Source organism: Haloarcula amylovorans, from assembly GCF_004681185.1.
In the GTDB taxonomy this organism is placed as follows: Archaea; Halobacteriota; Halobacteria; order Halobacteriales; family Haloarculaceae; genus Haloarcula; species Haloarcula amylovorans.
This window is the reverse complement of the sequence record NZ_SRIF01000002.1, coordinates 835,169-861,925: the sequence shown is the minus strand read 5'-3', so window position 1 is coordinate 861,925 and position 26,757 is coordinate 835,169. Positions and strand designations below refer to the sequence as shown.

General features: G+C 64.4%; 32 protein-coding genes. 19 read left to right on the top strand and 13 right to left on the bottom strand.

The window, feature by feature from the left end; genetic code table 11:
• Positions 1 to 330: 330 nt before the first annotated feature.
• From E4S61_RS11605 to E4S61_RS11590, 4 genes are read left to right on the top strand one after another with little or no spacing between them, the layout of a single operon-like run.
• The gene (locus E4S61_RS11605; RefSeq protein WP_135304098.1) at positions 331 to 795 is read left to right on the top strand and encodes a helix-turn-helix transcriptional regulator; all 465 of its coding nucleotides are present in this window, start codon (positions 331 to 333) and stop codon (positions 793 to 795) included.
• Entirely contained in the window at positions 792 to 1,373 is a 582-nt protein-coding gene (locus E4S61_RS11600; RefSeq protein WP_135304097.1) for a DnaJ domain-containing protein, read from the top strand. Before E4S61_RS11605 ends, E4S61_RS11600 begins: the two co-directional genes overlap by 4 nt.
• Positions 1,363 to 1,674, top strand: a complete 312-nt coding sequence (locus E4S61_RS11595) for a hypothetical protein (RefSeq protein ID WP_135304096.1) — start codon at positions 1,363 to 1,365, stop codon at positions 1,672 to 1,674. The genes E4S61_RS11600 and E4S61_RS11595 overlap by 11 nt, the downstream gene beginning before the upstream one ends.
• On the top strand, positions 1,671 to 2,867 hold the full coding sequence (locus E4S61_RS11590) for a tyrosine-type recombinase/integrase (protein WP_135304095.1): 1,197 nt from the start codon (positions 1,671 to 1,673) through the stop codon (positions 2,865 to 2,867). Before E4S61_RS11595 ends, E4S61_RS11590 begins: the two co-directional genes overlap by 4 nt.
• A 159-nt stretch (positions 2,868 to 3,026) precedes the next feature.
• On the opposite strand, the gene E4S61_RS11585 is transcribed toward E4S61_RS11590, so the two are convergent.
• The 3 genes from E4S61_RS11585 to ilvD all read right to left on the bottom strand — a co-directional run bounded on the left by E4S61_RS11585 (position 3,027) and on the right by ilvD (position 5,943).
• Positions 3,027 to 3,815, bottom strand: coding sequence for a formate/nitrite transporter family protein (locus tag E4S61_RS11585; RefSeq protein ID WP_135304094.1), 789 nt, complete (start codon positions 3,813 to 3,815; stop codon positions 3,027 to 3,029).
• A gap of 98 nt (positions 3,816 to 3,913) precedes the next feature.
• A complete protein-coding gene (locus tag E4S61_RS11580; RefSeq protein WP_135304093.1) occupies positions 3,914 to 4,156 on the bottom strand; it encodes a hypothetical protein in 243 nt (80 codons plus the stop codon).
• A 56-nt stretch (positions 4,157 to 4,212) separates the two neighbouring features.
• The gene (ilvD, locus tag E4S61_RS11575; RefSeq protein WP_135304092.1) at positions 4,213 to 5,943 is read right to left on the bottom strand and encodes a dihydroxy-acid dehydratase; all 1,731 of its coding nucleotides are present in this window, start codon (positions 5,941 to 5,943) and stop codon (positions 4,213 to 4,215) included.
• Positions 5,944 to 6,066: 123 nt separating this feature from the next.
• On the opposite strand from ilvD, the gene E4S61_RS11570 reads away from it, so the two are divergent.
• The 7 genes from E4S61_RS11570 (at position 6,067) to E4S61_RS11540 (ending at position 11,679) form a co-directional block, all read left to right on the top strand.
• The gene (locus E4S61_RS11570) at positions 6,067 to 7,032 is read left to right on the top strand and encodes a beta-ribofuranosylaminobenzene 5'-phosphate synthase family protein (protein WP_135304091.1); all 966 of its coding nucleotides are present in this window, start codon (positions 6,067 to 6,069) and stop codon (positions 7,030 to 7,032) included.
• 80 nt (positions 7,033 to 7,112) lie between these two features.
• On the top strand, positions 7,113 to 7,949 hold the full coding sequence (locus tag E4S61_RS11565) for an RAD55 family ATPase (protein WP_135304090.1): 837 nt from the start codon (positions 7,113 to 7,115) through the stop codon (positions 7,947 to 7,949).
• An 88-nt stretch (positions 7,950 to 8,037) separates the two neighbouring features.
• Positions 8,038 to 8,955 (top strand): hypothetical protein, encoded by a 918-nt coding sequence (locus E4S61_RS11560; protein ID WP_135304089.1) that lies wholly within the window; start codon positions 8,038 to 8,040, stop codon positions 8,953 to 8,955.
• Positions 8,948 to 9,511, top strand: coding sequence for a hypothetical protein (locus E4S61_RS11555; protein WP_135304088.1), 564 nt, complete (start codon positions 8,948 to 8,950; stop codon positions 9,509 to 9,511). Before E4S61_RS11560 ends, E4S61_RS11555 begins: the two co-directional genes overlap by 8 nt.
• Positions 9,512 to 9,543: 32 nt before the next feature.
• Entirely contained in the window at positions 9,544 to 9,867 is a 324-nt protein-coding gene (locus E4S61_RS11550) for a transcription factor S (protein WP_135304087.1), read from the top strand.
• Positions 9,868 to 9,991: 124 nt separating this feature from the next.
• Entirely contained in the window at positions 9,992 to 10,273 is a 282-nt protein-coding gene (locus E4S61_RS11545) for a hypothetical protein (RefSeq protein ID WP_135304086.1), read from the top strand.
• A 797-nt stretch (positions 10,274 to 11,070) separates the two neighbouring features.
• Positions 11,071 to 11,679, top strand: coding sequence for a response regulator transcription factor (locus E4S61_RS11540; RefSeq protein ID WP_135304085.1), 609 nt, complete (start codon positions 11,071 to 11,073; stop codon positions 11,677 to 11,679).
• A gap of 47 nt (positions 11,680 to 11,726) precedes the next feature.
• On the opposite strand, the gene E4S61_RS11535 is transcribed toward E4S61_RS11540, so the two are convergent.
• Together E4S61_RS11535 and E4S61_RS11530 are read right to left on the bottom strand one after the other, a co-directional pair.
• Positions 11,727 to 12,599 carry a ZIP family metal transporter gene (locus E4S61_RS11535; protein WP_135304084.1) on the bottom strand — a complete coding sequence of 291 codons (873 nt, stop codon included), beginning with the start codon at positions 12,597 to 12,599 and terminating at the stop codon, positions 11,727 to 11,729.
• Positions 12,600 to 12,644: 45 nt separating this feature from the next.
• Positions 12,645 to 13,337, bottom strand: a complete 693-nt coding sequence (locus tag E4S61_RS11530; protein WP_135304083.1) for an SDR family NAD(P)-dependent oxidoreductase — start codon at positions 13,335 to 13,337, stop codon at positions 12,645 to 12,647.
• A gap of 149 nt (positions 13,338 to 13,486) precedes the next feature.
• Here E4S61_RS11530 and crtD point away from each other — a divergent pair, with 149 nt between their 5' ends.
• The 5 genes from crtD to E4S61_RS11505 all read left to right on the top strand — a co-directional run bounded on the left by crtD (position 13,487) and on the right by E4S61_RS11505 (position 18,388).
• Positions 13,487 to 14,974 (top strand): carotenoid 3,4-desaturase, encoded by a 1,488-nt coding sequence (crtD, locus tag E4S61_RS11525; RefSeq protein WP_135304082.1) that lies wholly within the window; start codon positions 13,487 to 13,489, stop codon positions 14,972 to 14,974.
• On the top strand, positions 14,971 to 15,852 hold the full coding sequence (locus tag E4S61_RS11520; protein ID WP_135304081.1) for a prenyltransferase: 882 nt from the start codon (positions 14,971 to 14,973) through the stop codon (positions 15,850 to 15,852). The genes crtD and E4S61_RS11520 overlap by 4 nt, the downstream gene beginning before the upstream one ends.
• Complete coding sequence (gene cruF, locus E4S61_RS11515; RefSeq protein ID WP_245180689.1) at positions 15,845 to 16,723, top strand: bisanhydrobacterioruberin hydratase; 879 nt, start codon at positions 15,845 to 15,847, stop codon at positions 16,721 to 16,723. The genes E4S61_RS11520 and cruF overlap by 8 nt, the downstream gene beginning before the upstream one ends.
• Before the next feature lie 91 nt (positions 16,724 to 16,814).
• Positions 16,815 to 17,183 (top strand): DUF7344 domain-containing protein, encoded by a 369-nt coding sequence (locus E4S61_RS11510; RefSeq protein WP_135304080.1) that lies wholly within the window; start codon positions 16,815 to 16,817, stop codon positions 17,181 to 17,183.
• A gap of 113 nt (positions 17,184 to 17,296) precedes the next feature.
• Entirely contained in the window at positions 17,297 to 18,388 is a 1,092-nt protein-coding gene (locus tag E4S61_RS11505; protein ID WP_135304079.1) for an NADH:flavin oxidoreductase/NADH oxidase, read from the top strand.
• A 273-nt stretch (positions 18,389 to 18,661) separates the two neighbouring features.
• Here E4S61_RS11505 and E4S61_RS11500 read toward each other — a convergent pair whose 3' ends face one another.
• The 4 genes from E4S61_RS11500 to E4S61_RS11485 all read right to left on the bottom strand — a co-directional run bounded on the left by E4S61_RS11500 (position 18,662) and on the right by E4S61_RS11485 (position 21,053).
• The gene (locus tag E4S61_RS11500) at positions 18,662 to 19,669 is read right to left on the bottom strand and encodes a DUF368 domain-containing protein (RefSeq protein WP_135304078.1); all 1,008 of its coding nucleotides are present in this window, start codon (positions 19,667 to 19,669) and stop codon (positions 18,662 to 18,664) included.
• Positions 19,670 to 19,769: 100 nt separating this feature from the next.
• On the bottom strand, positions 19,770 to 20,015 hold the full coding sequence (locus E4S61_RS11495; RefSeq protein ID WP_135304077.1) for a DUF7127 family protein: 246 nt from the start codon (positions 20,013 to 20,015) through the stop codon (positions 19,770 to 19,772).
• Positions 20,016 to 20,146: 131 nt separating this feature from the next.
• The gene (locus E4S61_RS11490) at positions 20,147 to 20,455 is read right to left on the bottom strand and encodes an SHOCT domain-containing protein (RefSeq protein ID WP_135304076.1); all 309 of its coding nucleotides are present in this window, start codon (positions 20,453 to 20,455) and stop codon (positions 20,147 to 20,149) included.
• 31 nt (positions 20,456 to 20,486) lie between these two features.
• Positions 20,487 to 21,053, bottom strand: coding sequence for a DoxX family membrane protein (locus tag E4S61_RS11485; protein WP_135304075.1), 567 nt, complete (start codon positions 21,051 to 21,053; stop codon positions 20,487 to 20,489).
• 114 nt (positions 21,054 to 21,167) lie between these two features.
• On the opposite strand from E4S61_RS11485, the gene E4S61_RS11480 reads away from it, so the two are divergent.
• Together E4S61_RS11480 and E4S61_RS11475 are read left to right on the top strand one after the other, a co-directional pair.
• Complete coding sequence (locus E4S61_RS11480) at positions 21,168 to 21,518, top strand: ArsR/SmtB family transcription factor (protein WP_135304074.1); 351 nt, start codon at positions 21,168 to 21,170, stop codon at positions 21,516 to 21,518.
• 3 nt (positions 21,519 to 21,521) lie between these two features.
• Positions 21,522 to 21,797, top strand: a complete 276-nt coding sequence (locus tag E4S61_RS11475; RefSeq protein WP_135304073.1) for a DUF7521 family protein — start codon at positions 21,522 to 21,524, stop codon at positions 21,795 to 21,797.
• A 55-nt stretch (positions 21,798 to 21,852) separates the two neighbouring features.
• Here E4S61_RS11475 and E4S61_RS11470 read toward each other — a convergent pair whose 3' ends face one another.
• Positions 21,853 to 23,169, bottom strand: a complete 1,317-nt coding sequence (locus E4S61_RS11470; RefSeq protein ID WP_135304072.1) for a phosphoribosylglycinamide synthetase C domain-containing protein — start codon at positions 23,167 to 23,169, stop codon at positions 21,853 to 21,855.
• A gap of 288 nt (positions 23,170 to 23,457) precedes the next feature.
• Here E4S61_RS11470 and E4S61_RS11465 point away from each other — a divergent pair, with 288 nt between their 5' ends.
• Positions 23,458 to 23,730: a DUF7553 family protein gene (locus E4S61_RS11465; protein WP_135304071.1), complete on the top strand. Its 273-nt coding sequence runs from the start codon at positions 23,458 to 23,460 to the stop codon at positions 23,728 to 23,730.
• Positions 23,731 to 23,875: 145 nt separating this feature from the next.
• Here E4S61_RS11465 and E4S61_RS11460 read toward each other — a convergent pair whose 3' ends face one another.
• The 3 genes from E4S61_RS11460 to E4S61_RS11450 all read right to left on the bottom strand — a co-directional run bounded on the left by E4S61_RS11460 (position 23,876) and on the right by E4S61_RS11450 (position 26,691).
• Positions 23,876 to 24,775, bottom strand: coding sequence for a hypothetical protein (locus E4S61_RS11460; RefSeq protein ID WP_135304070.1), 900 nt, complete (start codon positions 24,773 to 24,775; stop codon positions 23,876 to 23,878).
• Positions 24,772 to 25,188 carry a hypothetical protein gene (locus E4S61_RS11455; protein ID WP_135304069.1) on the bottom strand — a complete coding sequence of 139 codons (417 nt, stop codon included), beginning with the start codon at positions 25,186 to 25,188 and terminating at the stop codon, positions 24,772 to 24,774. Before E4S61_RS11455 ends, E4S61_RS11460 begins: the two co-directional genes overlap by 4 nt.
• 216 nt (positions 25,189 to 25,404) lie before the next feature.
• On the bottom strand, positions 25,405 to 26,691 hold the full coding sequence (locus E4S61_RS11450; RefSeq protein WP_135304068.1) for an ornithine cyclodeaminase family domain: 1,287 nt from the start codon (positions 26,689 to 26,691) through the stop codon (positions 25,405 to 25,407).
• Positions 26,692 to 26,757: the final 66 nt, after the last annotated feature.

Genomic DNA, 26,757 nt, shown 5'->3' with positions numbered 1-26,757 from the left:
ATTGGTTCATCACGGTCGACGCGACGCTCCCTCGGGCGTTGTACTCTCGTGAAAACGGGTGCGACGCCGTGTCTCCAGCACGGACGTCGCGTCGATCTAACCGAGACCGCATGAACGGACACGAGATTCGGGGACTTGAAACCTCCCTATGGTTCGACAGCGAATCGGCAGAGAAACAACTCCCTAACGCCGCTTACGCGTGTCACAAGGGGGCGTGTCCAACCTGTGGCGAGTCCATTGACGGACTCGACGCTGACCGGCGCACGACTGTTCGTCCGTGCGGACACGCTGTGTCTGAGCGGACGCTGACGCTGATTATTGGTGATACCCATGAGTAACGACGACAACACTTCGATAGAGGAGAGTACCGACTGGACCGACCTGACTGGCTTTCAGCGCGACCTGCTGGTGGCCATCAACCGTATTGAGACGCGCGATGACGATTCCGAGCCCTACGGCTTGGGCCTCCGCGGCGAACTGGAGGAACTCGGGTACGACCGAGTGAATCACGGCCGAATCTACCCGAACCTCGATACGCTCGTCGAGGCGGAACTGGTCGAGAAGACAGAACTGGACGACCGGACGAACAGTTACACGCTGACCGGCGAGGGCGTCAGTATGCTCCAGCGCCGAGCGCGTCAGCTGGCGGAACTGTGTGACCTGCCGATGGCGATCGCTACGGACGGCGGCCGCGAGATTGAGGAGTGGCACCACTGTGTCTGCGGCGCTCGGTACCGCTCTCGGTCGGCGGCGCTTCGCTGCTGTGGCGATCGGTTCGGTGGTGAGCAGGCGTGACGGCTATCGACTGGCCTGCTGGCTTCCAGCGGATGGACGCCGACCGACGAGAGCCGAACCGGAACTTCGAGGCGACGCTGGCGCAGACGACGGAAGATATCGAGACGGAGATGGACCGCCTCGACCCCGACGAGTGGCGGGCGTCCATCGGAAACAGCCACACGAAGTCGAACACACTCCCGCTCCACAAAGCCAGCCCGGATGATCCGGGGTTTGTCCTCCGATGGACGATGGACGGCGAGCAGTTCGCGGTGGCCTGTGACGCGTACTCTCGACTCCGTGACAACGCCCGAGAGGTGTACTTGTGGGTCCACGAGACGCGGATGCGCGGTTCCCGCGCAGTGGAAACAGGCGAGAGTGAGTTCGCGGCCGCGCGTTTACCGAGCGGAGACGGTGACTCCGTCGTTGCGTCACAGCCGCCGCATGACGTACTCGACGTAGCTCCCAACGCTCCCAAGGGCGTGGTTCGGGCCGCCTATCGAGAGAAGACGAAGGAGATGCACCCGGACCAAGGAGGCAGTAAAGAGGGGTTTCAGCGGCTGAAGAATGCGAAGGAGGCAATGGTCAATGGCGAATAAGCGGACCCGATTCGTCGCCTCGTCGGAACGCCCGTCAGTCACCTACGGCCCAACGGTCGACGCGCCAGAAGATGCCTACGTGTTGGCGGTAACAACGAAGTCGGAGGGTCGCATCGAGGTCAAGTTCGATACGGCCGCGATGTACGATCTCTGGACGGAAGTGAAGGGCACGCCGTGGCCGGAGCGTGACCTCGAAACGGGCCAGAAAGACCGCCTCGTCCGGCAGGTTCTCCATGCGGCGAACGGCGCTGATGAGGAAATGCTTCGGGAGGCACTAGATGTACTGGGGGCGGAGCGATGAGTGAGGACGATCGCGACGCTGATGATGTCCTCGACGAGCTGCGAGAGATGCTGGACGACGACGTCGGTCTCGATTCCACGGCGCCGCGGAAGGCGTTCGACCTCTGGATGCAGCAGCAACAGGATGCGGCCGAATCGACCCTTCAGTCATATCGCTATCGCGTTCGGCCGTTCCTTCAGTTCTGCGACGAGAAGCACTTCGATGACCTGAGCGAGTTGACGACGCGTGATATCAAGGAATTCGAGGCTCGCCGTTGGAACTCAGACCTTCAGCGAAACACGCTGAACAACCAGTTTGGGACGCTACGGCAGTTCCTGAACTACTGTCTGGACCTGAACGCGGTCTCGGATGATGTCGTGACGGCGCTGGACGTGCCGGACCTCTCGAAGGAACAGCGGGTCAACACGGAGAAGCTCATCACCGACCGTGCGCAGGAGATTATTGAGAATCTGGACCGCTACCGGTACGCTTCGCGAGACCACGTTCTGATGTTACTCCTTTGGCGTACGACGGCGCGTATCGGCACGATTCGCTCGCTGGATTTGGAGGACGTCTATCTCGATGAGGCGGACCGTGAGCGGCTTCGAAATGAACTGGAGTCGGGCGGTTACGCGCCGCACGTCATCGAGAGCATCCTCGACGAAGCTTCGCTTCCGTTCCTGTATCCGCGCCATCGACCGGAGAGCGAGACGCCGCTGAAGAATCAGGTGGGCGGCGAGCGTATCATTAATATCGCGGAGTGGGTTGCGGACGTTCTTCGAAGCTATCTACGGGTTAACCGCGACGACGTTACCGACGAGCACGGCCGTGAGCCGCTCCTCACTTCGCAGAAGGGCAGTGGTCGGCTCTCGAAATCAGCGATGCGGAACTGGATTTACATCCTCACTCAGCCGTGTGAGTTCGGCGAGGAGTGTCCGCACGATCGCGACCCGGAAGAGTGCGAGGCCCGCGTTCATGGCCACGGCTCGAAGTGTCCGAGTTCGCGGAGCCCGCACAAGATCCGGACGGGCTCGATTACGCATCACCGCGATCGCGGTTGGCCGGTTCCGGATTTGGCGGAGAAGGCGAACACGAGTGAGGAACTGATTGAGGGCGTCTATGACCAGCCTGAGCAGTTGGTCCGCGGCGCGTCTCGTCGAGAGCATCTCGATAAGCTGGACAGCGCGACGACCGATTCAGACGACGATTCATAACCAATGTTCAGACATATAGTTACGGGTAGATTTGCATGGAAATACGTAGACTGCGAGGAGATGACCTCGGCGGTCCCACTCAACGTTTTCACAGATGTCCACTGTCGATTCCCAGGGAGCGTGAAGCCGACATGCTTCGCTTAAACAATATCTGAGAGATCAACTGGACGAATCGTCAGCACCGGCCACTTCGGCGATGTGAGAGAAGGTGACCAGTCCGATCCCGCCGACGATGTTTCCAGCGGTGACGACGGCCGTCGAGACGGCTACCGTCAGCAAGGTGATGTCAGCGCCGAAGAGGACCCCAAAGAGGACGTGCAGAATCGTGACGACGACGTGGTCGAAGGGACCGAGCGTCAGCAGGACCCCGACGATATACGCCAGCGTCATCCGACTTCTGACGCTGTTGACGGCCTCCAGAAGGAACGAGAGCAGGGCGACGAGCGCGCCGCCGACGATGCCTTTGGCGAACTCGGCCGTCGGCGCTCGGTGAGCGATCTCCTCGGCAGTGTGACGCAGTACCTCCGCCGCGCCCGACGGCAGCGTACCGTCGATCGTGAAGACGAACGTGAACAGGCCACCGCCGACGAGATTGAAGACGAAGGTGAGGGCCCAGAGACGCAAAAGCGGTGTGACCGCCCACGAATCGTCCCGGGCGGCCATCGCGGCGATAGGATCGAAAAAGTTCTCGTTGAACAGCTCGGTCCGGCCGACGATGAGAAACACGAGAGCGACGCCGAAGGCGAGCGCTCCAGCGATAGCGGCGATACCGCCGTATCGCGCCGGGATGTGCGCCTCGACGATACCGAGCGCGACGATGCCGAAGACGACAGTAAATCCGGCGATGAAGCTGTTCGATATCAGTTCGAGTACCGACTGATTCAGCCGTCGCTCGCCTTCTTCGGCCGCTCGGTCGAATATCTCGGCGGGGTCGGGAGCTATGGCCATGTAGTAGCCCTTGCTCCGATTGTGAAAAATATCCGTCGGAAACTAGAGAGACGCCTGGTCACACGTCGTCTCGGCGCTTCGAGAAGGAGCACACACGCTCAGTTTCGCGTAATCTCGATCAGGCCGCGTTTCAGCGCTTCTTCGAAGCGGTCGTCCAGCGGCATCGACTCCCAGTCCTGTGGGAGTTCGTCGTCGGGGAGCGAAGAGAGCGAATCGACCAGCGAGCGGTGGAGAAACCGGCCGTTCTCCTCGCAGTCGTCACAGGTGCGGATGATCGACCGGACGCCGAAGGAGCGCGTGACGGTCGCACCACAGTTGGCACAGACGTACGTTTCGGGCACACTCCCTGATTGGACCTCCACCTACTCGGGCGTTGCGACACGAGGCGAGCGGGGCGTTACTCCCACTTCGCGCCGGGGTTCGTCACCGCACCGTTGGCCGCAGAGCCGAAGTCACGATGGTACTTCGCCAGTACGCCGTTCGTATAGGTCGGTTCGGGAGTCTCGCGGTCGGCCAGTCGTTTTTCGAGTTCCTCGTCGGAGAGGTCCACCGAGAGTTCGAGATCGTCGATATCGATGGTGATGGTGTCGCCGTCTTCGAGGGCGGCGACGGGCCCACCGACGTAGGCTTCGGGGGCGACGTGGCCGATGGAGAAGCCACGGGTCGCACCCGAAAAGCGGCCATCGGTGAGCAGGGCCACGTCCTCAGAGTGGCCCTGGCCGGCGACGGCGCTCGTGACGCCGAGCATCTCTCGCATCCCTGGGCCGCCGCGCGGACCCTCGTTGCGGATGAAGATGGCGTCACCGCTCTCGACGTTGCCCGCTTGGACGTACTCCATCGCGCTAGCTTCCTCTTCGAAGACGCGGACAGGACCTTCGTGGTGGAGGTGGTCCTCGCCGGTGATCTTGATGACCGCGCCGTCGGGCGCGAGGTTGCCCGAGAGGATGCGGATAGCCCCGCGCTCGTGGATTGGGTCTTCGACCGTGTTCAGGAAGTCGACGTCGAGGTCCGCGATGGTCGGCGGGTCGAGCGCCGCTAGCTCCTCGGAGATAGTGTTGCCCGTCACCGTCAGCGCGTCGCCGTGGAGCAGGCCAGCGTCGTCGAGGGCCTGCAGGACGACCGGCACGCCGCCGACCTCGTGGAGGTCGTTCATGACGCGACTGCCGCCGGGCTGGAGGTCCGCGATCTTCGGCGTCCGGGCGCTAATCTCGTTGAACTGCTCGATGTCGAGGTCGACGTTCGCCTCGGCGGCCAGCGCCAGCAGGTGGAGGACGGCGTTGGTCGACCCGCCGACGGCCACCTGCAGCGCGATAGCGTTCTCGAAGCTCTCGATAGTGAGGAAATCAGAGGGCTTGCGGTCGTTCTCGATCACGTCCAAGACGAGTTCGCCGCTGTCGCGGGCCACGTCGTAGCGCGACTCGTGTTCCGCGGGCGGGGAGGCGCTCCCCAGCGGCGCGAACCCGAGCGCTTCGGAGATAGAGGCCATCGTGTTCGCGGTGAACATCCCGCCGCAAGAGCCCGCGCCGGGACAGGCGTGGCGTTCCATCTCGTCGAGTTCGTCCTCGGACATCTCGCCGTCGGCGACGGCACCGACGCCCTCGAAGACGTTCTGGATGGTGATCTCGCGGCCGTCGTGTTCGCCGGGCATGATGGAGCCGCCATAGAGGAAGACGCTCGGGAGGTCCGTCCGAATGGAGGCCATCATCATTCCCGGCATGTTCTTATCACAGCCGCCGATGGTGACCAGTCCATCCATACGCTCGCCGAAGGAGACGAGTTCGACGGAGTCAGCTATGACTTCCCGGGAGATGAGCGACGCCTTCATCCCTTCGGTCCCCATCGAGATGGCGTCGGAAATGGTGATGGTCCCGAACTCGATTGGCATCCCACCGGCGTCGTCGATGCCGTCGTAGGCGGCGTCGGCTACGTCGTCCAGATGGACGTTACACGGCGTGATGTCGGCTGCGGGGTTGGCGACGCCGACCATCGGCGAGGCGAGGTCCTCGTCGTCGTAGCCCATCGCGCGGAACATCGCGCGATGTGGGGCCTTCTCGACACCCTCGGTGACTTCGTTGCTCCGGAGGTCCGGGTCCTTCTCCGGACGCTCGCGGCGTTCCTGCTGACTCATATTCGAACCCAGACTCCGGGTCGCCTTAAACGCCTTGTAATCGTGGTATCGTCCCACATTACACGGTGGCGAATCCCACCGCTGGCAGTAGCTTCTTTCCCGCCCGTCTCGAAGCCCCGTCCAATGGCGACGGTCACGACCGCGGCGCGACTCCACTTCGGCTTTCAGAACCTCTCGCTCGCCCACGACCGCCTCTACGGCGGCGTCGGCCTCGCGCTCGACGAGCCACGGCTCGTCGTTTCCGCCGAAGCGAGCGAGGCAGTCGACTGCGACGACGCGGCCGCCGAACCCTACGTCCGCCGCGTCGTCGAGACGCTGGACGTCTCCGGAGCGCGCGTCACCGTTGAGGAGCGCTTTCCCCGACATGTCGGTCTCGGGAGCGGGACCCAGTTGGCGCTCGCGGCCCTTATCGCGGTGGCGCGAGCCCACGACCTGACTGCGGACGCCCGGACGGTCGCGCCGCGACTGGGACGGGGTGGGCGGAGCGGTATCGGCGTCGCCGCGTTCGAAGACGGCGGGTTCGTCGTCGACGGCGGCCACCCCACGGAACGCTTTACCGCCCAACCACCCGCCGAAGGCGACTGGGACGTGCCGCCGGTGTTGGCGCGCCACGACGTGCCGGCTCACTGGCGGTTCCTCGTCGTCGTCCCCGACACCGACCCCGGCCAGAGCGGGAGCGAGGAGGACCAGAGCATGCGACAGGCTATCGAGCGGGCCGATCCCGGCATCGCCGACGAGATTTCGACCCTGCTCACCCGCAAACTCCTGCCGTCGATCGCCACGCGGGACCGCAGCCGGTTCGGCGACGCCGCGGCCCGGCTGGGTCGTCTCAACGGTGCGTGGTACGCAGACGAACAGGGCGGTGTCTACCGCCCGCCCGCGGGCACCATCGTCGAACACCTCGCAGACGCTCCAATCGTGGCCGGGGCCGGCCAGTCCTCCTGGGGACCGACCGTCTGGGGGCTGACAGACACCGACGGCGCGGCGGCGGCACGAGAGGCCGGTGTGGACGCCCTCGACGCGGCGGGCGTCGACGGCGACGTGTACGTGGTTGCCCCCCGGAACACAGGCGCGAAGGTAGACGAGTAGCAGTAACACTGTCGTCACCCTGTTACCAATCGTTGTAGCGGGGGCCAAGCGTTTAAGCGACCACACGGGACAGAGAAGATATGGAGCGTATCCCGTTCGGTGTCAAGCAACTGGACGCCATCGTCAACGGTGGCGCGCCGACCGGTAGCGTCGTACTGCTCTCGGGGGAGTCGGGGGCCGGCACGCGGGGGTTCATGCACACGAGCGCGGTCATCAACGGTCTCGCCGAGGTGGACGACGACCTCTTCGACCTCCACTACGGGACGTTGTCAGCCGAGGCGGTCGTGCCGGAGGCCGTCCACTACATCTCGTTTACCGCGAGCGGCGAGCAACTCGAAGCGGAGATGCGACTGGCGATGGACGAGGAGGTACTGGAAGCGGGACTGTCGGGCGTGGAGTTTCACGACCTCTCCGAGCGGTACTTCCACATGAGTCCGGTGCCCAGAGAGTGGTACGCCGAGGAGACACCGAACATCAAGGACCTCCGGGCGCGCCACGAACGGGAGGACCTGTTGGGGGCGCTGGGGGCGAAACTCAGCGAGGTCGCGCCCGGCAATCTAGTCGTCATCGACTCGCTTTCGGACCTCATCAGCGGCATGGGCGAGGACATCGACTGGGCCGACATCACCTTCCTCGTCTCCGGTCTCCAGAAGGCGGCCCACCAGTGGGGCGGACTCGTCCTGTTGCATCTCAACAGCGAGACGCTCTCGGACGTGCGCGAAGGGCAGTTGAGCGACGCCGCTCACGGCACGATGGAGTTCTCGTGGGAGTCCGGCGGGTCGACTCGCGCCCGGACGCTCGTCGTCAAGCAGTTCCGCGGTGTCCTCTCCCAACTGGAGGAAGAAGACATCGTTCAGTTCGAGACCGAACTCGGCGACGCCGGCTTCGATATCAGCGACGTACGCAAGATACGTTGAGACCGGATCCTCCGCCGGTCTGGTCCCAGTCTCGGACGCTGAAATGGGCGGCAAACGCTTAACTATCCGGTTCGTCAAACCGTACTCAATGGCCAGTGAGTCGACGGAAGAGGGGGCCGTCACCGTCGAGTTGTCGCCGGGACTCGACGAGTGGCTCGACGAGCGAGCGGCGACGCTCGGCGTCCCCCGCAAAGAGGTCGTCAGACAGTTGCTGGCGTCGTATCAGGCCACGGCCGACTTCGAGGACGAGTCGCTGTCGGCACTTGTCGACGTGGAAGCGGCCGTCGAGAACGCGATGCAGGACCAACTCGACGCCGCGGTCAGCGCCGCCGTCGCCGACGCCCTCGACGGGCAAGTCGAGACGATGGCGGAGTCGGCCGTCGGCGACCATCTCCCGGAGATCACCGACGCCGTCGAGGGGCGACTCGACGACCGATTCGACGCCGTCGAAGCCGACTTTCGAGCGAAAATCGAGGACGTGCGCGAACGGGTCATCCAGGTGAAGACGGAGACCGACGCGAAAGCGCCGACCGATCACGACCACGCGGAGTTCGAGGCAATCGCCGAACTCGAAAGCGAAGTCACCGAACTGCGACGCGAACTCACCGACCGCACAAACCGTCTCGCGGAGGACGTCGACGATCAGACTAGCCGCGTCGACGACGTCGAGACGCAGACTGGCGACATCGAGGACCGGCTCGACGACGTCGAAGACAAACTCAAACGCGTCGCGTGGGTCGTCAGCGACCTCCGAGAGGACCAAGGCGGCCGCGACAGCCATCAGCGGGCCGTCGACCGAATCAAGCGCGCCGCGGCACAGGAAGGGGTCTCGGCGGCGGCCTGTGAGAGTTGCGGCGAGTCGGTCGAGATCGGCCTGTTGACCGACCCGCAGTGTCCCCACTGCGAGACCACCGTCTCCGACGTACGACCGGAAGGCGGTATCTTCCGCACGAAGGCTCGCCTCGTCACCGCCGCACAACTGGAGGCCGGACCGAACGATGAGTGACGACGGCCACGACGACCCGTTCGACGAACTTGGCGAGCAGGCAGACCGGGAAGGCGACCCGTTCGAGCGCCTCGACACACCCAATAACCCGTCTCCCGGGGCAACTGACGACGCCGTCATCGAGGAATCCGATCTCGACGAGACGGCGGCCGCTTCGGCTTCGACGCTCGACGAGGAGTTCGAAACCATCGGGGACGACGACCTGCAGTCGACCGGAGAAGCCGATCCGTTCTCGGGGATGGCCGACCGCGGCGGCGACCCCTTCGGCGCTGGCGAGAGCGTCTTCGAGGCGGTCGATGTCGGCTCCGTCGACGCCGACGAGGTGTGGGCGTCGCTCGCTGAGGACGACGGTGACCAGTCGACGGCGGGCGTCACTCGCTATGCAGACGTCTCGAAACACCGGTACTGTGAGCAGTGCGAGCACTTCGCCGGGCCGCCAGAAGTCCGGTGTACGCGCGAGGATACCGAGATCGTGGAGTTTCTGGACATGGAGACGGTCAGACTCGTGGACTGCCCGGTCGTCGCGGAACAGCGTCGACTCGGCAACGAGGAGTAACGTCTTTTTGCGGGGGCCGCCCAGTAGCGGCTATGCAGTTCTGCGACGACTGCGGTTCCATGATGCACGCAGACGGCGGCGAAATGGTCTGTCAGTCCTGTGGCGCGCGCGTCGCCAAAGACGAGGACCGGGCGGCCGACTTCGTCACGACGGACGAACAGAGTGACGACGACGTCATCGAGACCGAGGAGGGCGCGAACTTCGAGGGGAAGCCGACCGCCAACGACGTGACCTGTGACGACTGTGGCCACGGGAAGGCGTGGTACACCATCAAACAGACCGGGTCGGCCGACGAACCGCCGACGCGGTTCTTCAAGTGCCAGGAATGCGGCCACCGCTGGCGGGAGTACAACTAACTCGTCGCGGCGCTCATTTGCCGGGTGTGCCCCTATCGGGCTCTGACCTGTCTTTTGAAGTGTACTGTCAGAGTTCACGTTACACGTTCCGTCGATTCGTGGGGCGACGAAGGAATCACCCGGCGTGCCGGACAAGGAAGAGGACTTCCCGATGGACGACATGGCGGACATCGACGACTACTATCTCCTCTCGACGTCCGGCATCCCGCCGGAGGACTTCGAGGACCTCTATCTCCCAGTGTGTCACGTCGACCAGCGCCTGAGTCTGCCGCTCCTTCGGCGTGCGCTCGACGAGATAGAGACCATCGAGGGCATCGATGCCGAGCTCAAGACGGAGACCATCGACATGATCCACGACCTCGGGGAGTGTTTCCCGAACGAGGGTCTCAACGACGACGAGACGTAAGCCGCGCCGACGCTCTCACCTAATGCCGATTCGTACTCGCGTGGAGATTCTCTTACCCAGCAGTGCCGACGAAGAACGTTTTGTCGACGACGGCAGGGAGCTGATAGGGAGCGCGGGGCCGACGAGCCAGCGTTCTCCCGGTCGCCGCGCTCCTGACACTCGTTTTCCCAGCGGTGCTCTCCCGCGGAGATATCTCGGGCGACGACGCCGAGAGAGACCTGTCACTGCTCGGGGACATCGGCCGCCGTTCTCACACGAGTGATTCGATTATTCAGGGCCTAAAGCGCCCGTCGGCCGGGAAACCGGCGGTGGTAGCGCGCTACTTCGAGCCACAATGGTGTGGCCCGAGACGGTCCCTCTCGACCGATTACTGTGGCTTCGAACGGGTTCGAAGCCATCCGAAGGCATTCGGTCAGGCGCGGAAAATAGACGGTCGTGGCGAGAAGGGGCGAGCCGCCCATCTTCAAGCATACCCAGGAGAGGTACTGACGCGGGCCCGGCGGGCGAGACATCCATTCCGCGAGTACCCGATACATTTGGAATGTAAACGAGAGCTTTCCGCCTCTATCTCGCGTGCAACGGTCGCACAAGATAGCAGGAATTCAGCGTCCGTATTCCTGCCGTAAGACCGGTGTAATACCAGAGGAGCGGGGCTAAGAGGCGTGAAACCGACGGGAGCATCTCCAGTCTTTTATTACGTCCACCACTGAGGGGGCGATACCGATGAGTCACTCTCCTCTACTATCCGAGGAATCGAAACGAGAGGTCGTCTATCTCCTGTGCTGTCGACTGGAGACATGATTCGAACCGTGGCCGACGGCGGGTCGTGCGTACAAGAACACGCGAGCCAGGAGGAGAACCCCGAACCGACCGTGTTGGTCGTCGACGACGAGCAACCGCTCGCCGACGCGTACGAACGGTGGATTTGCGATACGTGTTCGACGCGCGTCGCCTACGACGGGAAAGAAGCGATACAGTTGCTCGACGAGTCGGTCGACCTCGCCTTGCTGGACCGGCAGATGCCGGGGTGTTCGGGCGAGAAAGTAGCCAAGACCATTCGGGAGCGAGACATCAACTGCCGTATCGCCATATTGTCGGCGCTCGAACCCGACGAAGCCATGCTCGACGTGCGGTACGATACGTATCGGATGAAACCGCTGACGAGCCCCGAGGAGTTACACGACCTCTTCGAGTCGTTACAGCGGCGGGCGACGTACGAACCGGAGGAACGTCGGTTGCTGGCGATAGTGACGAGGAAGAGAGATGTCGAACAGCACGTCGACCAGGAGACGCTGCAACAGTCAGCGGCGTACAGCGACCTGACCGACGAACTCGACGCCCTGCGCGAGGAGGTCCCACGGGCTGACGAGATACTCGACGACGAAGGGTTTTCCGACCAGTTGTAGGCTGCGACCGGTCGAATCGGCCGGGATACCGCGGTGAACGACGGTTCTCACGGAGCGACTGTCACCCACGCGAGGACGACCAGCGCCGCGCCGGTGACCGTCGACCCGACGGCGTGGCTCCGGAGTTCGTCGAGCAGGTCGTGGGAGTGTTCGTGGAGCGAACAGACCTCGTCGATCTCGCTGCCGGCCTCGCAGTTGGGGAGAAAGTCCATCGCGACGTGGAGAAAGATGCCAGCGGCGAAGCCGAAGACGACGGCGTTGACGACCGGCGTCTGCGGGAGCGTCAACAGGGCCGACGGGATGGCGGTGAGACCGACGCCGGCCGCCGGGAGCAAGAGCGCGGTGGCGGACTTCCCGTCACGACGGAGGCGACGCGCAGCGGCGTAGCCGGCCGGTCCCTTGTGTGAGACGATAGCCAGCCCCAGCAGTAAGCCGAGCGTCGGCATCGAGGCATAGACGAGGCCGATGATGAGTCCCGCCGAGAGCGCGTGCGCGGCAATAGCGGCCGTGGTCGTATCGAAGGACGTATCCAGATGAGTCAGTCGGTGACCGACGGTGTGGGTACCGTAGCCGGCGACGATACCGAGTGCGATACCGATGCCGCCGATGCGCGGCGTCCCGGCGGCCGTCCCGAGTCCCATCGCCTGCGGGACGAGGAACATCGCCGCCGAAGTGACCATCGCACCGCTCGCCAGCCCGTATCCCCAGACGAGGCGGTGGGGGCTCGTCCGGTCGGCCCGCGACCCCAGCCACGCGCCGAGGGCCATCGCGACGAATGCGACCCACGAGATGACGAGCACCTTTCCTGCCCCGCCGGCGACACCGACGGTCGACAGTACGAGTAAGCCGAGGACCCCGAGGACCCCGAGAGCGGACGGACGTCCAGAGTTATTAAAAACACTTCTTTCGTTAATAGGCATTACTGGAGACCAGTGTAGTGTTGCTAATAAAACCCTCGGTCGGACTCATCGGGTCGCGTCCCGATAGCCCGTCCAGTCGATGACAGCGCCGTCGAGTGCCGATTCGGGGGCGTCAGTGAGTGCCCACAGAATCATCTCGGCGACGTCGGTGGGGTCGCGGCCGCCGTCGCCCGAGAGGTCGGTCGCCACCTGCCCGGGGTCGAGTGCGCCAACCGTCGCGTCAAGGTCGCTCGCGAAACCGCGAGCGACGGCTTCCGCCGCGGCCTTCGAGACGGCGTAGGACCCGTAGCCGGGCAACCCCCGTCTGGCGACAGCACCGGTCGGAACGACGACCCGTGCGTCGGATGCGAGGTGCGGAACTGACTCGCGTATCGTCGCGAACACGCCGCGCGCGTTCGTCCGCAGGTGGTCGTCGAACGCCGCGTACGATTCCTCTGGGAGCGGCGTCTCCCCCGCGTCACCGTGATAGATGGCCGCGTTGGCGACTACACCGTCGATCTCCCCGCCGACTCGTGCCGCACGCTCTACCAGTCGCTCGACGTCGAACTCGTCGCGGACGTCGGCCCGGACTGCGGTCATTTTCCCCTCGTCAGCATCGATTTCGTCGGCCACCGCAGCCAGTTCATCGGCGTTACGGGCACAGACGACGGCGTGGCCACCTGCGGCCGCGATCGCGCGTGCGACCGCTCTCCCGATTCCGCGACTCGCTCCTGTCACGACCACCGTCGCGTCGTTCATAACTCCGCGTTGGGATGCCAGCTTCATCTCCGTTTGCACCGGACCCCCTCGAATCGGTGTTCCCCTCGACGTTCGTCACCCCTGCTACGCTGTCACCCCAATCTGTTTGGCCGCGGGTTTATTGCTGGTCCGGCCGCCAGATATACGTAATGAGTGACCTGTCTGATGAGGAGGTAGTCGTCGTTGGCGGCGGGTTCGGCGGACTCTCGGCAGCCTGTTATCTGGCTGACGCAGGTGCGGACGTGCGACTCCTGGAGAAAAACGAACAGTTGGGCGGCCGAGCCTCCCGACTGGAAGCGGAAGGGTTCGAGTTCGACATGGGGCCGTCGTGGTATCTGATGCCCGACGTGTTCGAGCGCTTCTTCGCGTACTTCGGGAAGGAACCGAGCGACTTCTACGAACTCGAACGACTCGACCCCCACTACCGCGTCTTCTTCAAGGACGGCGACCGGTTGGACGTGACCGGGAACAACGCCGAGATGCGCCGGAAGTTCGAGGCGTACGAACCCGGCGCGGCCGAGGCGTTCGACGACTACCTCGCCACCAGCGAACGACACTACGAGACGTCGATGGAGAAGTTCGTCTACGAGGACCGCTCGCGCCTGCGCGACTGGATCGACTTTGACGTGCTGACCGCCGCGCCCATCGGCCTCCAACTGCTCGGGTCGATGCAGGGCCACGTCGAGGACTACTTCGAGCACCCGAAACTCCAGCAGATAATGCAGTACACGCTCGTCTTTCTGGGCGGGTCGCCGAAGAACACGCCGGCGCTGTACAACATGATGAGCCACGTCGACTTCAACCTCGGCGTCTACTACCCTGAGGGCGGCATTGCTTCGGTAGTAGACGCGCTCGTCGAACTCGGCGAGGGACTGGGCGTCACCTACGAGACAGACGCCGAAGTCGAGGAGATTTCCCGCCGGAAAGAGGGATTTCTGGTCGAGACGGTCCACGGCGAGACGCTCCACCCCGACGAGGTGGTCGTCAACGCCGACTACGCCCACGCCGAGCGCGAACTGCTGCCCGACCACGAGCGCCAGTACGACGACGACTACTGGGACGACCGGACCTACGCACCCTCCGCCTTCCTCATGTACATGGGCGTCGAGGGCGACGTTGACCCGCTCGCTCACCACACGCTCGTCCTGCCGACTGATTGGGAACCACACTTCGACGACATCTTCGAGGAGGCCGACTGGCCCGACGACCCGGCGTACTACCTCTGTGTCCCCTCGAAGACGGACGACAGCGTCGCGCCCGATGGTCACTCGAACCTGTTCGTCCTCGTCCCCGTCGCGCCCGGCCTCCACGACGGCAACGCGATTCGCGAGACGTATCGCGAGAAGATCCTCGCCGACATCGCCGACAACACCGGCGTCGACCTCCGGGACCGCATCGTCTACGAGAAGCAGTTCGCCGTCTCCGACTTCGGCGAGCGATACAACGCCACCGAAGGCACCGCACTGGGACTAGCACACACGCTTCGTCAGACCGCACTGCTTCGCCCGAACAACCGCTCGTCGGCCGTCGACGGTTTCTACTTCACGGGTTCCTTTACGACGCCCGGCATCGGAATGCCGATGTGTCTCATCAGTGGCCAGAACACGGCCGAGCGGCTCATCAGCGACTACGAATGACACTCGTCACCGACCGTCTCGCGGCGATTACCCCCTCCGCCGAGACGCGTCTGGGCTATCTGCTCCGCCTCTCACGGCCGCGGTTCTGGCTCTATCAGGGCGGCCCGGTCATCGTCGCCGTGACCTACGCCGCCACCAGTCTCGGCGAACTGTTCTCGCCACTGTCGGTCGCGCTCTTCCTCTATTTCACGCTCCCGGCGAACGTCTTCCTCTACGGCGTCAACGACATCTTCGACCGGGGCGTGGACGAGCACAATCCGAAAAAGGACCAGGGCCGGGAGGTGAGCTACCAGGGCGACTCGGTCGTTCTCGGGACGATCGTCGGTTCGGGCCTGCTCGCGACCGCGTTCCTCCCGTGGCTGCCGACGCTGGGTGTCGTCGCGTTGCTCGCGTGGGCGTTCCTTTCGATAGAGTACTCCGCGCCGCCGCTGCGCTTTAAGACGACGCCGTTCTTCGATTCGGTCTCGAACGGGCTGTATATCCTCCCCGGCGTCGTCGCCTACGCCGCCGTCGCAGGCATTGCCCCGCCCGTAAGCGCCGTCGCCGGGGCGTGGCTCTGGACGATGGGGATGCACACGTTCTCCGCGATCCCCGATATCGACCCCGACCGCGAGGCGGGCATCCGGACGACGGCGACGTATCTTGGCGCGTCGAAGACCTACTACTACTGTGCGGCATGCTGGCTCGCGGCCGCCGCGACGTTCGCGCTCACGCACTGGGCGTTCGGCGCGCTCTTGCTCGTCTATCCGGTGCTCGTCTTCGGCATCCTCGCCGCGGGCGTCGACATCGAGGAGGCATACTGGTGGTATCCGGCGGTCAACACGCTCGTCGGAATGACGTTCACGCTTCTCGGCCTGTGGGTGATGCTGTATGGCTGAGTGGTGCGAACGGTGGTCGACGTGGATGTCGGCGGCGGATCGCCAGACGGCGACCGCGCGACTCGACGCGCTCGTTCGGGAACACCGGTTCACCATCGCTGTCGTCTTTCCGCTCGTCGGGGCGGTGACGCTGCTCGCCAGTGCCGAAGGGCTGCTCCCGCCGCCGTTGACGTACAACCCCTTCTTCGTCCTCTTCGGGACGATGGTGATGCGCCTGCCGCTGGTCGCGGGCGTCTTCCCGCTGCTCGACCGCCGTGCGACGGCCGCGCTCGTCGCGCTGACGGTGTACTCCTACGGCATCGAACTGGTCGGCGTGCGAACCGGCTGGCCCTACGGCGAGTTCAGCTACGGGGTCGAGTTGGGACCGATGCTGTTCGGCGAGGTACCGCTCGGTCTACCGGTGTTTTTCTTCCCGCTGGTGCTGAACGCTTACCTGCTCGTTCTCCTCTTGCTCGGCCGGCGTGGTGAGTCTGCGCTCCCGCGCCTGCTCTCGACGCTCGCCGTCGTCTTGCTCGTCGACCTGGTGTTGGACCCCGGCGCGGTCTCCATCGGCTTCTGGGAGTACACCGTCGAGCAGTTCTACGGCGTCCCGTGGTCGAACTACGAGGGCTGGCTCCTCTCGGGCACCGTCGCCGTCCTGCTGTTCGATTGGGGCTTCGATCGGGCTGGCCTCCGCCGCCGCCTCGAATCCTGCGAGTTCATGCTCGACGACTTAGTGAGCTTCGTCGTCCTCTGGGGCGGCATCAACCTCTTCTACGCGAACTGGGTCCCGGTCGGGCTGGCAGTGCTACTGGGCGCGGGCCTGCTGTGGACTGACCGCTTCGACTTCGATCTCTCGGAGACACGCGTTGGACGAGCGGTCCTTCGGTAATCATCACGGCGTTCTCACTTTGAGAACGGAGTATCGTCCACCTTTGAACCGGAGCGATGTTTTATGTGAACAGATGCCAATATAGATACCCGTGTCGTCTCAATCTTGCTACCCAGATAAGGCACCACAGGTGAGCCAACTACTGGACGTCTTGAGCCACACCGTTCGCCGCGAAATCGTCCACTTCTTCGAGAACTACACCGACTCCCAGACCGTCTCCTTCGACAAGCTTGTCTCGCATATCGGGCGTCGAATACCCGGGATGCGTAAGGGAGAACTCGAGGTCGGACTCGTTCACACGCATCTCCCGAAACTGGCGCACACGGGTTGGCTCGACTACGACCGTCGGACCGACGAAATCCGATATCACGGACACGATAACGCCGAGGCGTGGCTCCGAGACCTCCACGTCGTCTTCTCGGATGGAGCCGGTCGCGGTTCCGGCGGAACTGTCCAGTGACGACATCCATCTGCCGAACGGTCGTCTCAAAGACACCTGCGAAACGACGCGGCTCTCCGGCAGGAGCCACTGCCGTCCCTGCGGTTATCCGACTCGGCCGCTAACGGCCTCCGATGACAGCGCTGTTCTCTTCGCTTTCCCTGCGTGAGACGACGATACCGAACCGAATCATGGTCTCGCCGATGTGTCAGTACTCCTGTGAGGACCGCGACGGCCTCGCCACGGAGTGGCACCGCACCCATCTGGGCTCGCGGGCCGTCGGCGGCGCAGGCCTCGTGATGACCGAAGCCACCGCTGTCGAGCCGCGGGGCCGCATCTCCCCGGAGGATCTCGGCATCTGGAGCGACGAGCACGCAGCGGCGCTCGAACCCGTCGCCGAGTTCGCCCGCGAGCAGGGCTCTGTGCCCGCCATCCAACTGGCCCACGCCGGCCGGAAGGCCTCGACGAGTCGGCCGTGGGAGGGCCACGACCCGCTCGGTCCCGACGAGGGCGGCTGGGACGTCGTCGGTCCCAGCGACGACCCGTGGCCCTATGCCGACGACGAGGCTCCGAAAACGGAGAAACTGGACCAAGCGGGCATCGAGTCGGTCATCGACTCGTTCCGCGCGGCCGCCGAGCGCGCCCGCGACGCCGGCTTCGAAATAGCCGAAGTTCACGCCGCCCACGGCTACCTCCTCCACGAGTTCTGCTCGCCCGTGACCAACCACCGCGAGGACGACTACGGCGGCGACTTCGAGGGCCGGACACGCCTCGCCCGCGAGGTCACCGCCGCCGTTCGAGAGGTGTGGCCCGACGACAAGCCCGTGTTCGTCCGTATCTCCGCGACGGACTGGCTCCCCGACCGCGAGTCGTGGACCGTCGAGGACTCCGTCCGCCTCGCCGACGACCTCCACGAGGTCGGCGCGGACCTCATCGACGTCAGCGGCGGTGCGATCACGCCCGACTCCACGCCGCCCTACGCCGGCCCGAACTACCAACTCAAGTACGCCGAACGAATCCGCGAGGAGACCGACTCCGATATCGGCGTCGGCACCGTCGGCGGCATCACGACCGCCCAGCAAGCCGAGGCCATCGTCGGCAACGACCGAGCCGACCTCGCCATCGTCGGCCGCGAACACCTCCGAGACCCGTACTTCGCGCTCCACGCCGCCGAGGAACTGGGTGCTGAAGTCGAACCGCCAGTGCAGTACCACCGCGCCTTCTAGTTCGAGTTGGCGTCGCTGGTGGTTTCTTGAGGGGGGTAGATAACCGAACAGCAGCGTTCGCAGAGAGCCAGAAAGCCCCGACTGTCTGCAGTCCCGCGGCTCGCTGCGCGCGCTTCGCGTGCTTGCATCGCCGGGGTTCCCGCAGACAGTCGCCCCTTTCAGTCCCACCCTATAGTCTGTACCACAGCCGACACGGGTGGAATTGAAAGCGGGGCTTTCTGGCCGTTCACAATCGGACTCCCCAGCCGTCAGAAATTCAGTATCGACGTTACACTACACAGAGTCGAGGTCGAGGTCGACGGCGTACCAGTCCAGTATCAGGAGGAAGACCGCGCCGACGACGGCGGCACCGGCGAAGGCCAGCGCCACGTCCGTCGTGAAGCCGGGCCCCGTGATCGCCACTTCCTGAACGGGGGCACGGAGCGCGCCGACGACGAGGCCGACGAGGAAGGCCATCGTGGCACGCCGGTTGCGGTCCAGCGCCCGGCGGACGACCCGCGAGATAGTAAAGAGGCCGACGAGGCCGCCGACGATGAACGTCACGACGACGGTGCCGTTCTCGATTACCGGCGTGAGCGGGCCGCCGGTGACGAGCGCGAGCAGCGAGTCGATGAACGCGCTGAGCGTGTCGGACATGCGGGTGTACTGTCCGAGGATGACCAGCAGGAGCGACCCCGAGATGCCGGGGAGGATCATCGCGCTGACGCCGATAGCGCCCGCGACGAAGATGAGCGGCAGACCGCCGCCCTCCAGAAATTCGACGGGACCAGCTAGTAGGAACGCGAGGACGACGCCGACGACACCGGCGGCGGCCTGAAAGGCAGTTCCGATGGAGAGTTCGCGCAGCAGGATGACTGCGGAGATGGCGATGAGACCGAAGAAGAAGCCAAAGAGCAGCGTCGGGAAGTTCTCGCTGGCGATGTGGACGATGCGCGTGACGAGGATGACGGCGGTGAAGACGCCGACGGCCAGCGCGAGGCCGAACCAGCCGTCGATCTCCTCCCAGATGGCCAGCGCTCTGCGGACGGAAACGCCGCCGTCGACCGGCAGTAGCGCCGTGAGGAAGTCGACGATTCGCTCGGGCGTGATGGCCGTGATCATGGCGATGAGACGGCCGTAGATGCCCGCGATGAGGGCGATGGTCCCGCCGGAGACGCCCGGGACGGCGTCGGCACTGCCCATGCAGATACCGATGAGGAACGTACGGGCCCACTCGCGTAGCGGGGGGACGGAACCACGGAGCGTCGGCAGCTCCTCGGTCGTCTGATCGGCGGTCGTCATTGTGCCTCCGTACCGCCAACGCGGTGAAAGCCCTTGTGGAGTCTATCGAGTCGGCGAGAATCGTGATCGAACGCGCGCCACCGAACGGCACACCGCTCTCTCAGGCCGCGTTCTGGATAGTGAGGACGCCGTTGTTCACCGTGATGTCGCCGTCGTCGTCGGGGAGCGGGACATCGAACTCCGTTCGCTGTCCGGGGGCGTCGACGGCGACGATCGCTGTGTCGCCGACTATTTCGACGGTCACGGCGTCGCTCGCCGCGGGGCCGAAGTCGACCGCGACCGTCCACTGGTTTCCGTGTTCGGAACGCGAGACGTGTAGTTCGTCGGCGTCTGGAGTAGCGTTCATCGCGCAACTATGTGTAGGTGCTACACACGGATAGGTAGTCGGCTGGCATGTGCCAAAGTCGAAGCGAAGACGGCAGTCGCTCGGATTCGTCGTCAAAATCGTCGAAATGCGTCTCGCTCGGATGGCGCGATTTATCGGTTCGACGCGAGGCGGGCACGTCGGCGGTCGAACTCCTCGTCGTCGATCTCGCCGCGAGCGTACTGTTCGCGGAGGACGGCGAGCGCGCGGTCTTCGGTGTGCACTTCGGCCCGCGAACGGACAGTCAGCCAGTAGAGCACAGCGATGGAAAGCCCGACGAGGAGTGCAAGCCAAGCTACAGTTCCGGTTTCGGGCAGGGTCGCCTGCGTCAGAATGATTCCAGCGGCAATCGCAAGCGCGAGTGCGCCGACGACGACGAGTGCCAGAGAACGGGTTCCGCGAGTTCGAATCGGGTTTTGCATGAGTCGTCTCTCCGTGTGAGAATCGGCGTGGTTAGCCGAGGACGTATTCGAGGACGGGGAAGCGCTCGACGAGCGCCTGGCCGCCGATCTCGTACTGTTCGATGTACGTGTCGAGTCCGAGGATGCGGCCGGCACCGAACGCCGCGACCGCGAGGAACACGAGCATGTACGCGAAGTCACCGTTGATGAGGCCGTGGGCGATGTCCCAGTTCCCGAAGTAGAACATGAGCATCATCAGCGCGCCGAAGAACGCCGCGAGGCGGACGACAGCGCCGACGAGGAGCCCGAGACCGATGAGGAGTTCACCCCACGGGACGGCGACGTTGGCGAACTCGACGAACCACGGCGTCGTGCCCATCCACGCGAACAGGCCGGCGAGGGGGTTACCGTTGGTCGCCGCGACGTTCGCTAAGTAACCGCCGGCCGAGAACGGCTCTGCGGCCACGATCTTCGTAAAGCCGGAGTACGCGAACGCGTAGCCCATCATGAGTCTGAGTGCAAGGACGAACCACGCGCTGAGGCTGTGGACGCGGCCGCCGACGGTGTGCCCGCCGACCTTGCTTTCGAGTTGGTTGACGCCGGATTTGATGGTAGACATATTTACTTCACCTTCGACTGAATAGAGGGGAGCAGACAGCATATAACAGTGAGCCAGTGTTCTCGGTCAGAAAATCGGGGTAGCTATTTGACCCTCCCCCTGGACTAGCGGCGTGTGACTGCGGAGCCGAGCCCACCGGACCTCTTTGCGACGCTCGACGACGACTACGCCCGCGACATCCTCGTGGCGACGAAGACCACGCGACTCTCGGCGAAGGAACTCAGCGAGAAGTGTGGGATGTCCCGGCCGACGGTCTCTCGTCGCGTCAACGCCCTCGTCGAACAGGGGCTCCTCGAAGAGTACACCCACGTCGACCCGGGAGGCCGCCATTATCGGGAGTACGAAGCGCGCCTCGAACGCGTCGAAGTGCTTCTCCGAGCGGAGGGGTTCGACGTTCAGATAGACTGGCGACCCGATCCCGCCGACCGACTCACGTCCATCTTCCAAGATATGCGGAGCGACTGACCGATGGAACACACGCTATTCGTCATCGCGAAGCTGTTCACGACCGCGCTGGCGCTGGTCATCGCGTACCAGGCCTACCGAGGCTACCGACGAAACGGGGCGCAGTTGCTGCGCTACGTCGGCCTCGGGTTCGGGCTGATCGGTCTCGGCGGCCTGTTGGAAGGCGTGCTGTTCGAGGTGCTTCGCGTGACCATCTTCGAGTCGGGGTTCGTCGCGGCGGTGGTCGTCGCACTGGGGATGATATCCATACTCTACGCGCTCTACGCGCCGAACCCCTGAACAGCCGAGGCGGTACGTCAGAGGGGTCGGCCGCCCCAGCCGTCGCCCTCGGTGGCTAGGTTTGCGGGCCGAGGTATCCCCACGCCTGCAGTCGGTCGCCGTCGCCCTTGCGCCACCGCTCGCCGATGTCGTCCCGGTAGTACATATTCGGCATGACGATATCGTCGATGCGGTCGTACGCCTGCGCTCGGGCCTGTTGCATCGTCTCGCCTTTCCCCGTCACGACGAGTGGCATCCCGTTGTCCCCCGCGGCGCGCCACTGGCCGTCGACGCGCTTTGCGTCTTCGAGGTGAATTCCCTCACGGCTCTCCGTCTCGAAGACGACGGCGGCGTTGCGCGAACTCTCGTCGTAGGTCTTCTCGTCGTCGAACGGGAACGGTGGGAGGACGATGCGGACGCCGATCTGGTAGCCGTTGTGGACAGCGACCTCGGGGTCGTTCCCGTGTGCGAGGTCGGAGAAGAACTGGCCCGTCGGCGATTCGAGCGATTCCTCCTGCAACGCAATCGTCGGGTATCCGAACCGCGGGGTGAACTCAAGCGGGTAGATGCCGGTCTCGTTGACGATACAGTTGATGTCGATACTCCCGACGTACCCTTCCGCAGCGAGCCACTCTTCGAGTTTGCCGAACGTCTCCTCGAACAGCTTGTTCCGCCCGCCCCAGAACATCGATGTGCCCATTTCACCTGTTGACGGACCGATGTTGCCCGGAAACAGTTTCTTGTGCTCGAAGTTGAAGTTGACTTGGTTGATGAACTCCTCACCGTTGAAAAACCCACAGATAGCGATCTCCACGCCCTCGACCTTCCGCTGGAGCTGGAAGCCTTTCATCCGATGGCCCCACGCTTTTTTGTAGGCACGAAGGACGTCGACGACATCGCTGCCATCGTTCTCGTTGCCGACGTAGAGGAGTCGCTTGACGTTCTGGACCTCCCCGAGCGGTTTGATCACGTACGGTGCTGGATTCTCTTGGACGTGCTGGATGCCGGCGTCGAAGTCCTCAAAGACGTGGTGCTCGACCGTGTTCACGCCGTGTTCTTCGAGGATCTCCATCGCGTAGCCGCGATCCTCTTCGAGTCGGTCGGTGTTCGGCGTGCCGCCGACGACGGCTTTCCCCTGCTCGCGGAGGTCCTGGGCAAGCTCACCCGTCCCGATATCGGAGCCGACCCAGATGTCGTCGAAGATGATCACGTCAGCCCACTCGACTTCTGCCTCCCAGTCGTCCGTTTTGGGCACGAACCCGTCGCCGATCTCCCGGTCGTTCTCGGCTTCGACGTAGTACTTCACGTCGTGGCCCTCGCGGTGGACTTGCCACGCGAGGTCGGTTATCAACGCGGCGTCGGCCGAAACGAAGAGAAAACGCTTCGAGTCCATGGTCCCGTTTCAGCCAGCGGGACCTTGAGTGTGGGTACTGCACCACGACACGCGACGAGTGGCTATTTTGCCGGTAGCTCGGTCGCTCGTGGCGCTCCGACGGGAGCCGGACGGGACGGTTCTCTCCGGACGATCGTCGGTAATCCGGGGCGGGCGACACATCGAGCGACCAGTCCGAGGACGCTCAACCTGAAAATCGCCCCCGCCTGCCGGCGCTCGCCGTCGGCGACAGGCGCAGGATTCTCCACGACGGGAACCGTTTTATCCCTCTTGGGAGAATCGCCGACCATGACACGCGAAGAACTCGCAACAGCCAGCGACGTGCTCGAATCCGCCGCCGAGGAGACCGACAGCGACGACGCCAACGAACGCCTCGACGAACTCGCCGACCAACTCGAACGGCTCTCGACAGCCGACCGGGGTCCCGACCACGGTCGTCTCGCCCGCATCCAGTCGGCGCTCAGCGAAATCGCTGGTGGGGACGGCGAGGACGTGGCCGAGACGCTCGACGACGCCGACGACAAGATCAACGAGTACCGCTCGGATCTCGAAGGCGTCTGAGGCGACGTCACGGCTGGCCGATGCGGTGAACGATCGATTCGTCGCTACCAACTCGCTTTCTCACTACTGTCAGTCGAAACCGAGAGGGTGGGTTGTACTGACTCCGCGGAGTGGCGACCATCGACGGAGCGCTCGACGCGATAGTTCAGTAGCGGCGCAAGTCGTAGAACGCACTTGCGAGGTGCGTGCGCGTGTCGGGGTTCAGTTCGCCAGCTGGCCGCGGTGCAGTCGCGGTGCCGTATCGGTCGAACTCGGTGACGACGCGGTAGCCGACGGTCCGCTCCGCGCGTTCGTCACCTCCCCGCCCCCGCTCGGCGTCGGCGAGTGTCATCGTCCGATCATCGACTACGCGAGCGAGTCGCCCGGCGTCGTCTAAACTCACTACGACCCGGCAGTCGCCGTGGAGTCGTTCGATACCGCGCGCGAGCGTGACAACCTGCGCGTAGCCGTCGCGGGTCGACACCTCGTAGGTACCGTCGTCGGTCTCTCGCCACGCGGTTCGGTGCGGGCGGACGAATTCCCCGAACATGCCCGACGACCGTGGGCTGTGAGTCGCGTACGTCCCGTCGTCACCGAACTTCGGGCGCGCCGAGACGCCGTCGGGCGTCGGCGCGTCCCAACTGGTGCGGATAGCACCGTCGGTCAGGTGGATCACCGAGGTGGCCGGCAGTTCGCCTCGGCCGACACCGTTCCAGTGAAACAGCCCGAGCAATCCGGGAAACGGGTGAGGTACCCGCCCGGCAGGGCGACGGCGAGTAGTGAATACGTGCGTGTGTTCCCGGCGAGAGTGCTCGTGGTGTTGCCGGTAGCGAGCGGCGTCGTATCCCGAGTCCCCCGCCGAGTCACGAGTCATGCGAACACGAGTCACCGCCCGATGGTCGGCGACGTAGCGGTGGCGCGCGGCGGCGATGATTCGCTCTCGCGGCGTCTCGCCGGACGGGAGTTCGGGATCGTACGGTCGGAGGTCGGCCAACCGGACGCCAGCGTAGCCACCGCCGACCGCGGCCGCCCCGCCGAGACCGGCGAGGAACTGCCGGCGGTTCATCCGCCGTCCTCGGCCGCCGGCGTCGGTCGAACCGCGCGACCGAACACGACGCTCCGGTCGCCGTCAGGCCCTGTCCAAATCACGCGAAGCCCGGTCGCATCGCCGACTGGATGACGGAGGACCGCGCCCGGTTCGAGGGGATAGGACGCTTCTGCATCCGCGTCTCGGCTGACCCATACCGTCTCGCCGTCACCGTCGTCCGACCTGATTCGGAGAGCCGCGGTGTTCGCCGGCGTCAGCCGGTTACCTCGGTCGAACCGAACGGCGCACGCCGTTCGGTCGGGGAGCCATCGGTACGAGAAAAAGGCGTTCGGCGGGGACTCGGGGTACGATTCGGCCGACGGGGGAGCGGGAGTGAGACCACAGCCAGCGAGCGTCGTCGACGCGGCCGTGAGGAGGGTTCGGCGGAGCACGCCTGACGTTTCCGACGGGGTCGAATAAGCTTTCTCCAGTGCCCGCTATTCGGCCGTTTCGACCAGCTTATCCGCCAGCATCGGGACGAACGTGCGCGATCCACCTTTTTCATCCTCGGGTGCGCAAAGCGCACCACTCGTTGAAAAATCTGGACCAAAAAAGGCCGCTCGCTGACTCACGGTGCTTCGCACCGTTCGTCTCTCGCGGTCGGTGCGCTATTCGGCCGTTTCGACCAGCTTATCCGCCAGCATCGGGACGAACGTGCCGATGTCGGTGACCATCCCGACGGCCTGTGCGGAGCCGCGGTCGAGCAGCTGCGTGACCGTCGCGGGGTTGATGTCGACACAGACGACCCGCGTGGTCGAGGGGAGACAGTTGCCCACGGCGACCGAGTGCAGCAGCGTCGAGAGCATCAAAACCATGTCGGCCTCGTGTGCCTGTTCGCGGATGGCGTTCTGGGCCTCGACGGCGTCGGTGATGGTGTCCGGAAGCGGCCCGTCGTCCCGAATGGACCCAGCCAGCACGAACGGGCGGTCGTTCTCGACGCACTCGTACATGACGCCCGATTCGATAGTCCCCGACTCGACGGCCTCGGGGATGGAGCCCTCGCGGATGACCTCACTGATGGTGTAGATGTGGTGTTTGTGGCCGTGGCGGGCGTGGTCCAACGTCTCGGTGTCGACGCCGAGTGACGTGCCATAGAGGTCGCGTTCGATGTCGTGGACGGCGAAGCCGTTGCCGGCCGAGAGCATGTCGACGTACCCCTCGCGGACCAACTGAGCGAGTTCCTCCCGAGCCCCCGAGTGGATGAGTGCGGGTCCACAGACGGCCAGCACCTTCCCGCCCTCCTTTTTCGTCTCTCGGATTGCGGTCGCTATCTTCTCGATGGTGGACTCGGAGGGGCGCTCCGAGGAAACGCCGCCCTGCATGAACCCGAACGCGCCGCCCGAGTCGCGAGGGCGTTCGGGCGGTTCGACCTTGATGCCGGTGTCGCCGGTGACGATGCGGTCGCCTTCCTCGACGGCGTTGAGAACCTTGGTGTACGCTTTCGGACTCTCTCCGTCTTCTCGCGGGCTCTGCCCGCTCGAACGGTCCGCGGAGCTTCGCTCCGCGGGATCTTCCACCACCACTGCACAGTCCATCTCGATGTTTTCGACACCGATCCACTCGCCGTCGTAGCGGACGTACGTCGGGTGGTTCGTCGTTGAGTAGAAGCCGTGGGGGACGACCTGGTCGGCGGGTGCGGGTTCGAGCGTGGCGTCCTTGGGGTCAGCGGGGTTCGCGCCGTTCTGGTGCAGTTCGTGGACGATGGACTGCAGGTGTGCGGGGTCGTCGGCCTCGACGAGGAGTCGGGCGTAGGACTCGTCGTCCTTGTGGCGGCCGATATCGAACTCCTCGACGGAGAACGACCCGCCCATGTCCATCACGATGCCGAAACAGGCCTGCATCATCCCCGAGTCGATGATGTGGCCCGATAACTCCACTTCACGAGAGACGGTCATAAACGGGGAATAGAGGCAATCGGGTAAGACGGTTTTGGGTCCGTGACAACCGTGGTCCCGCCGTCT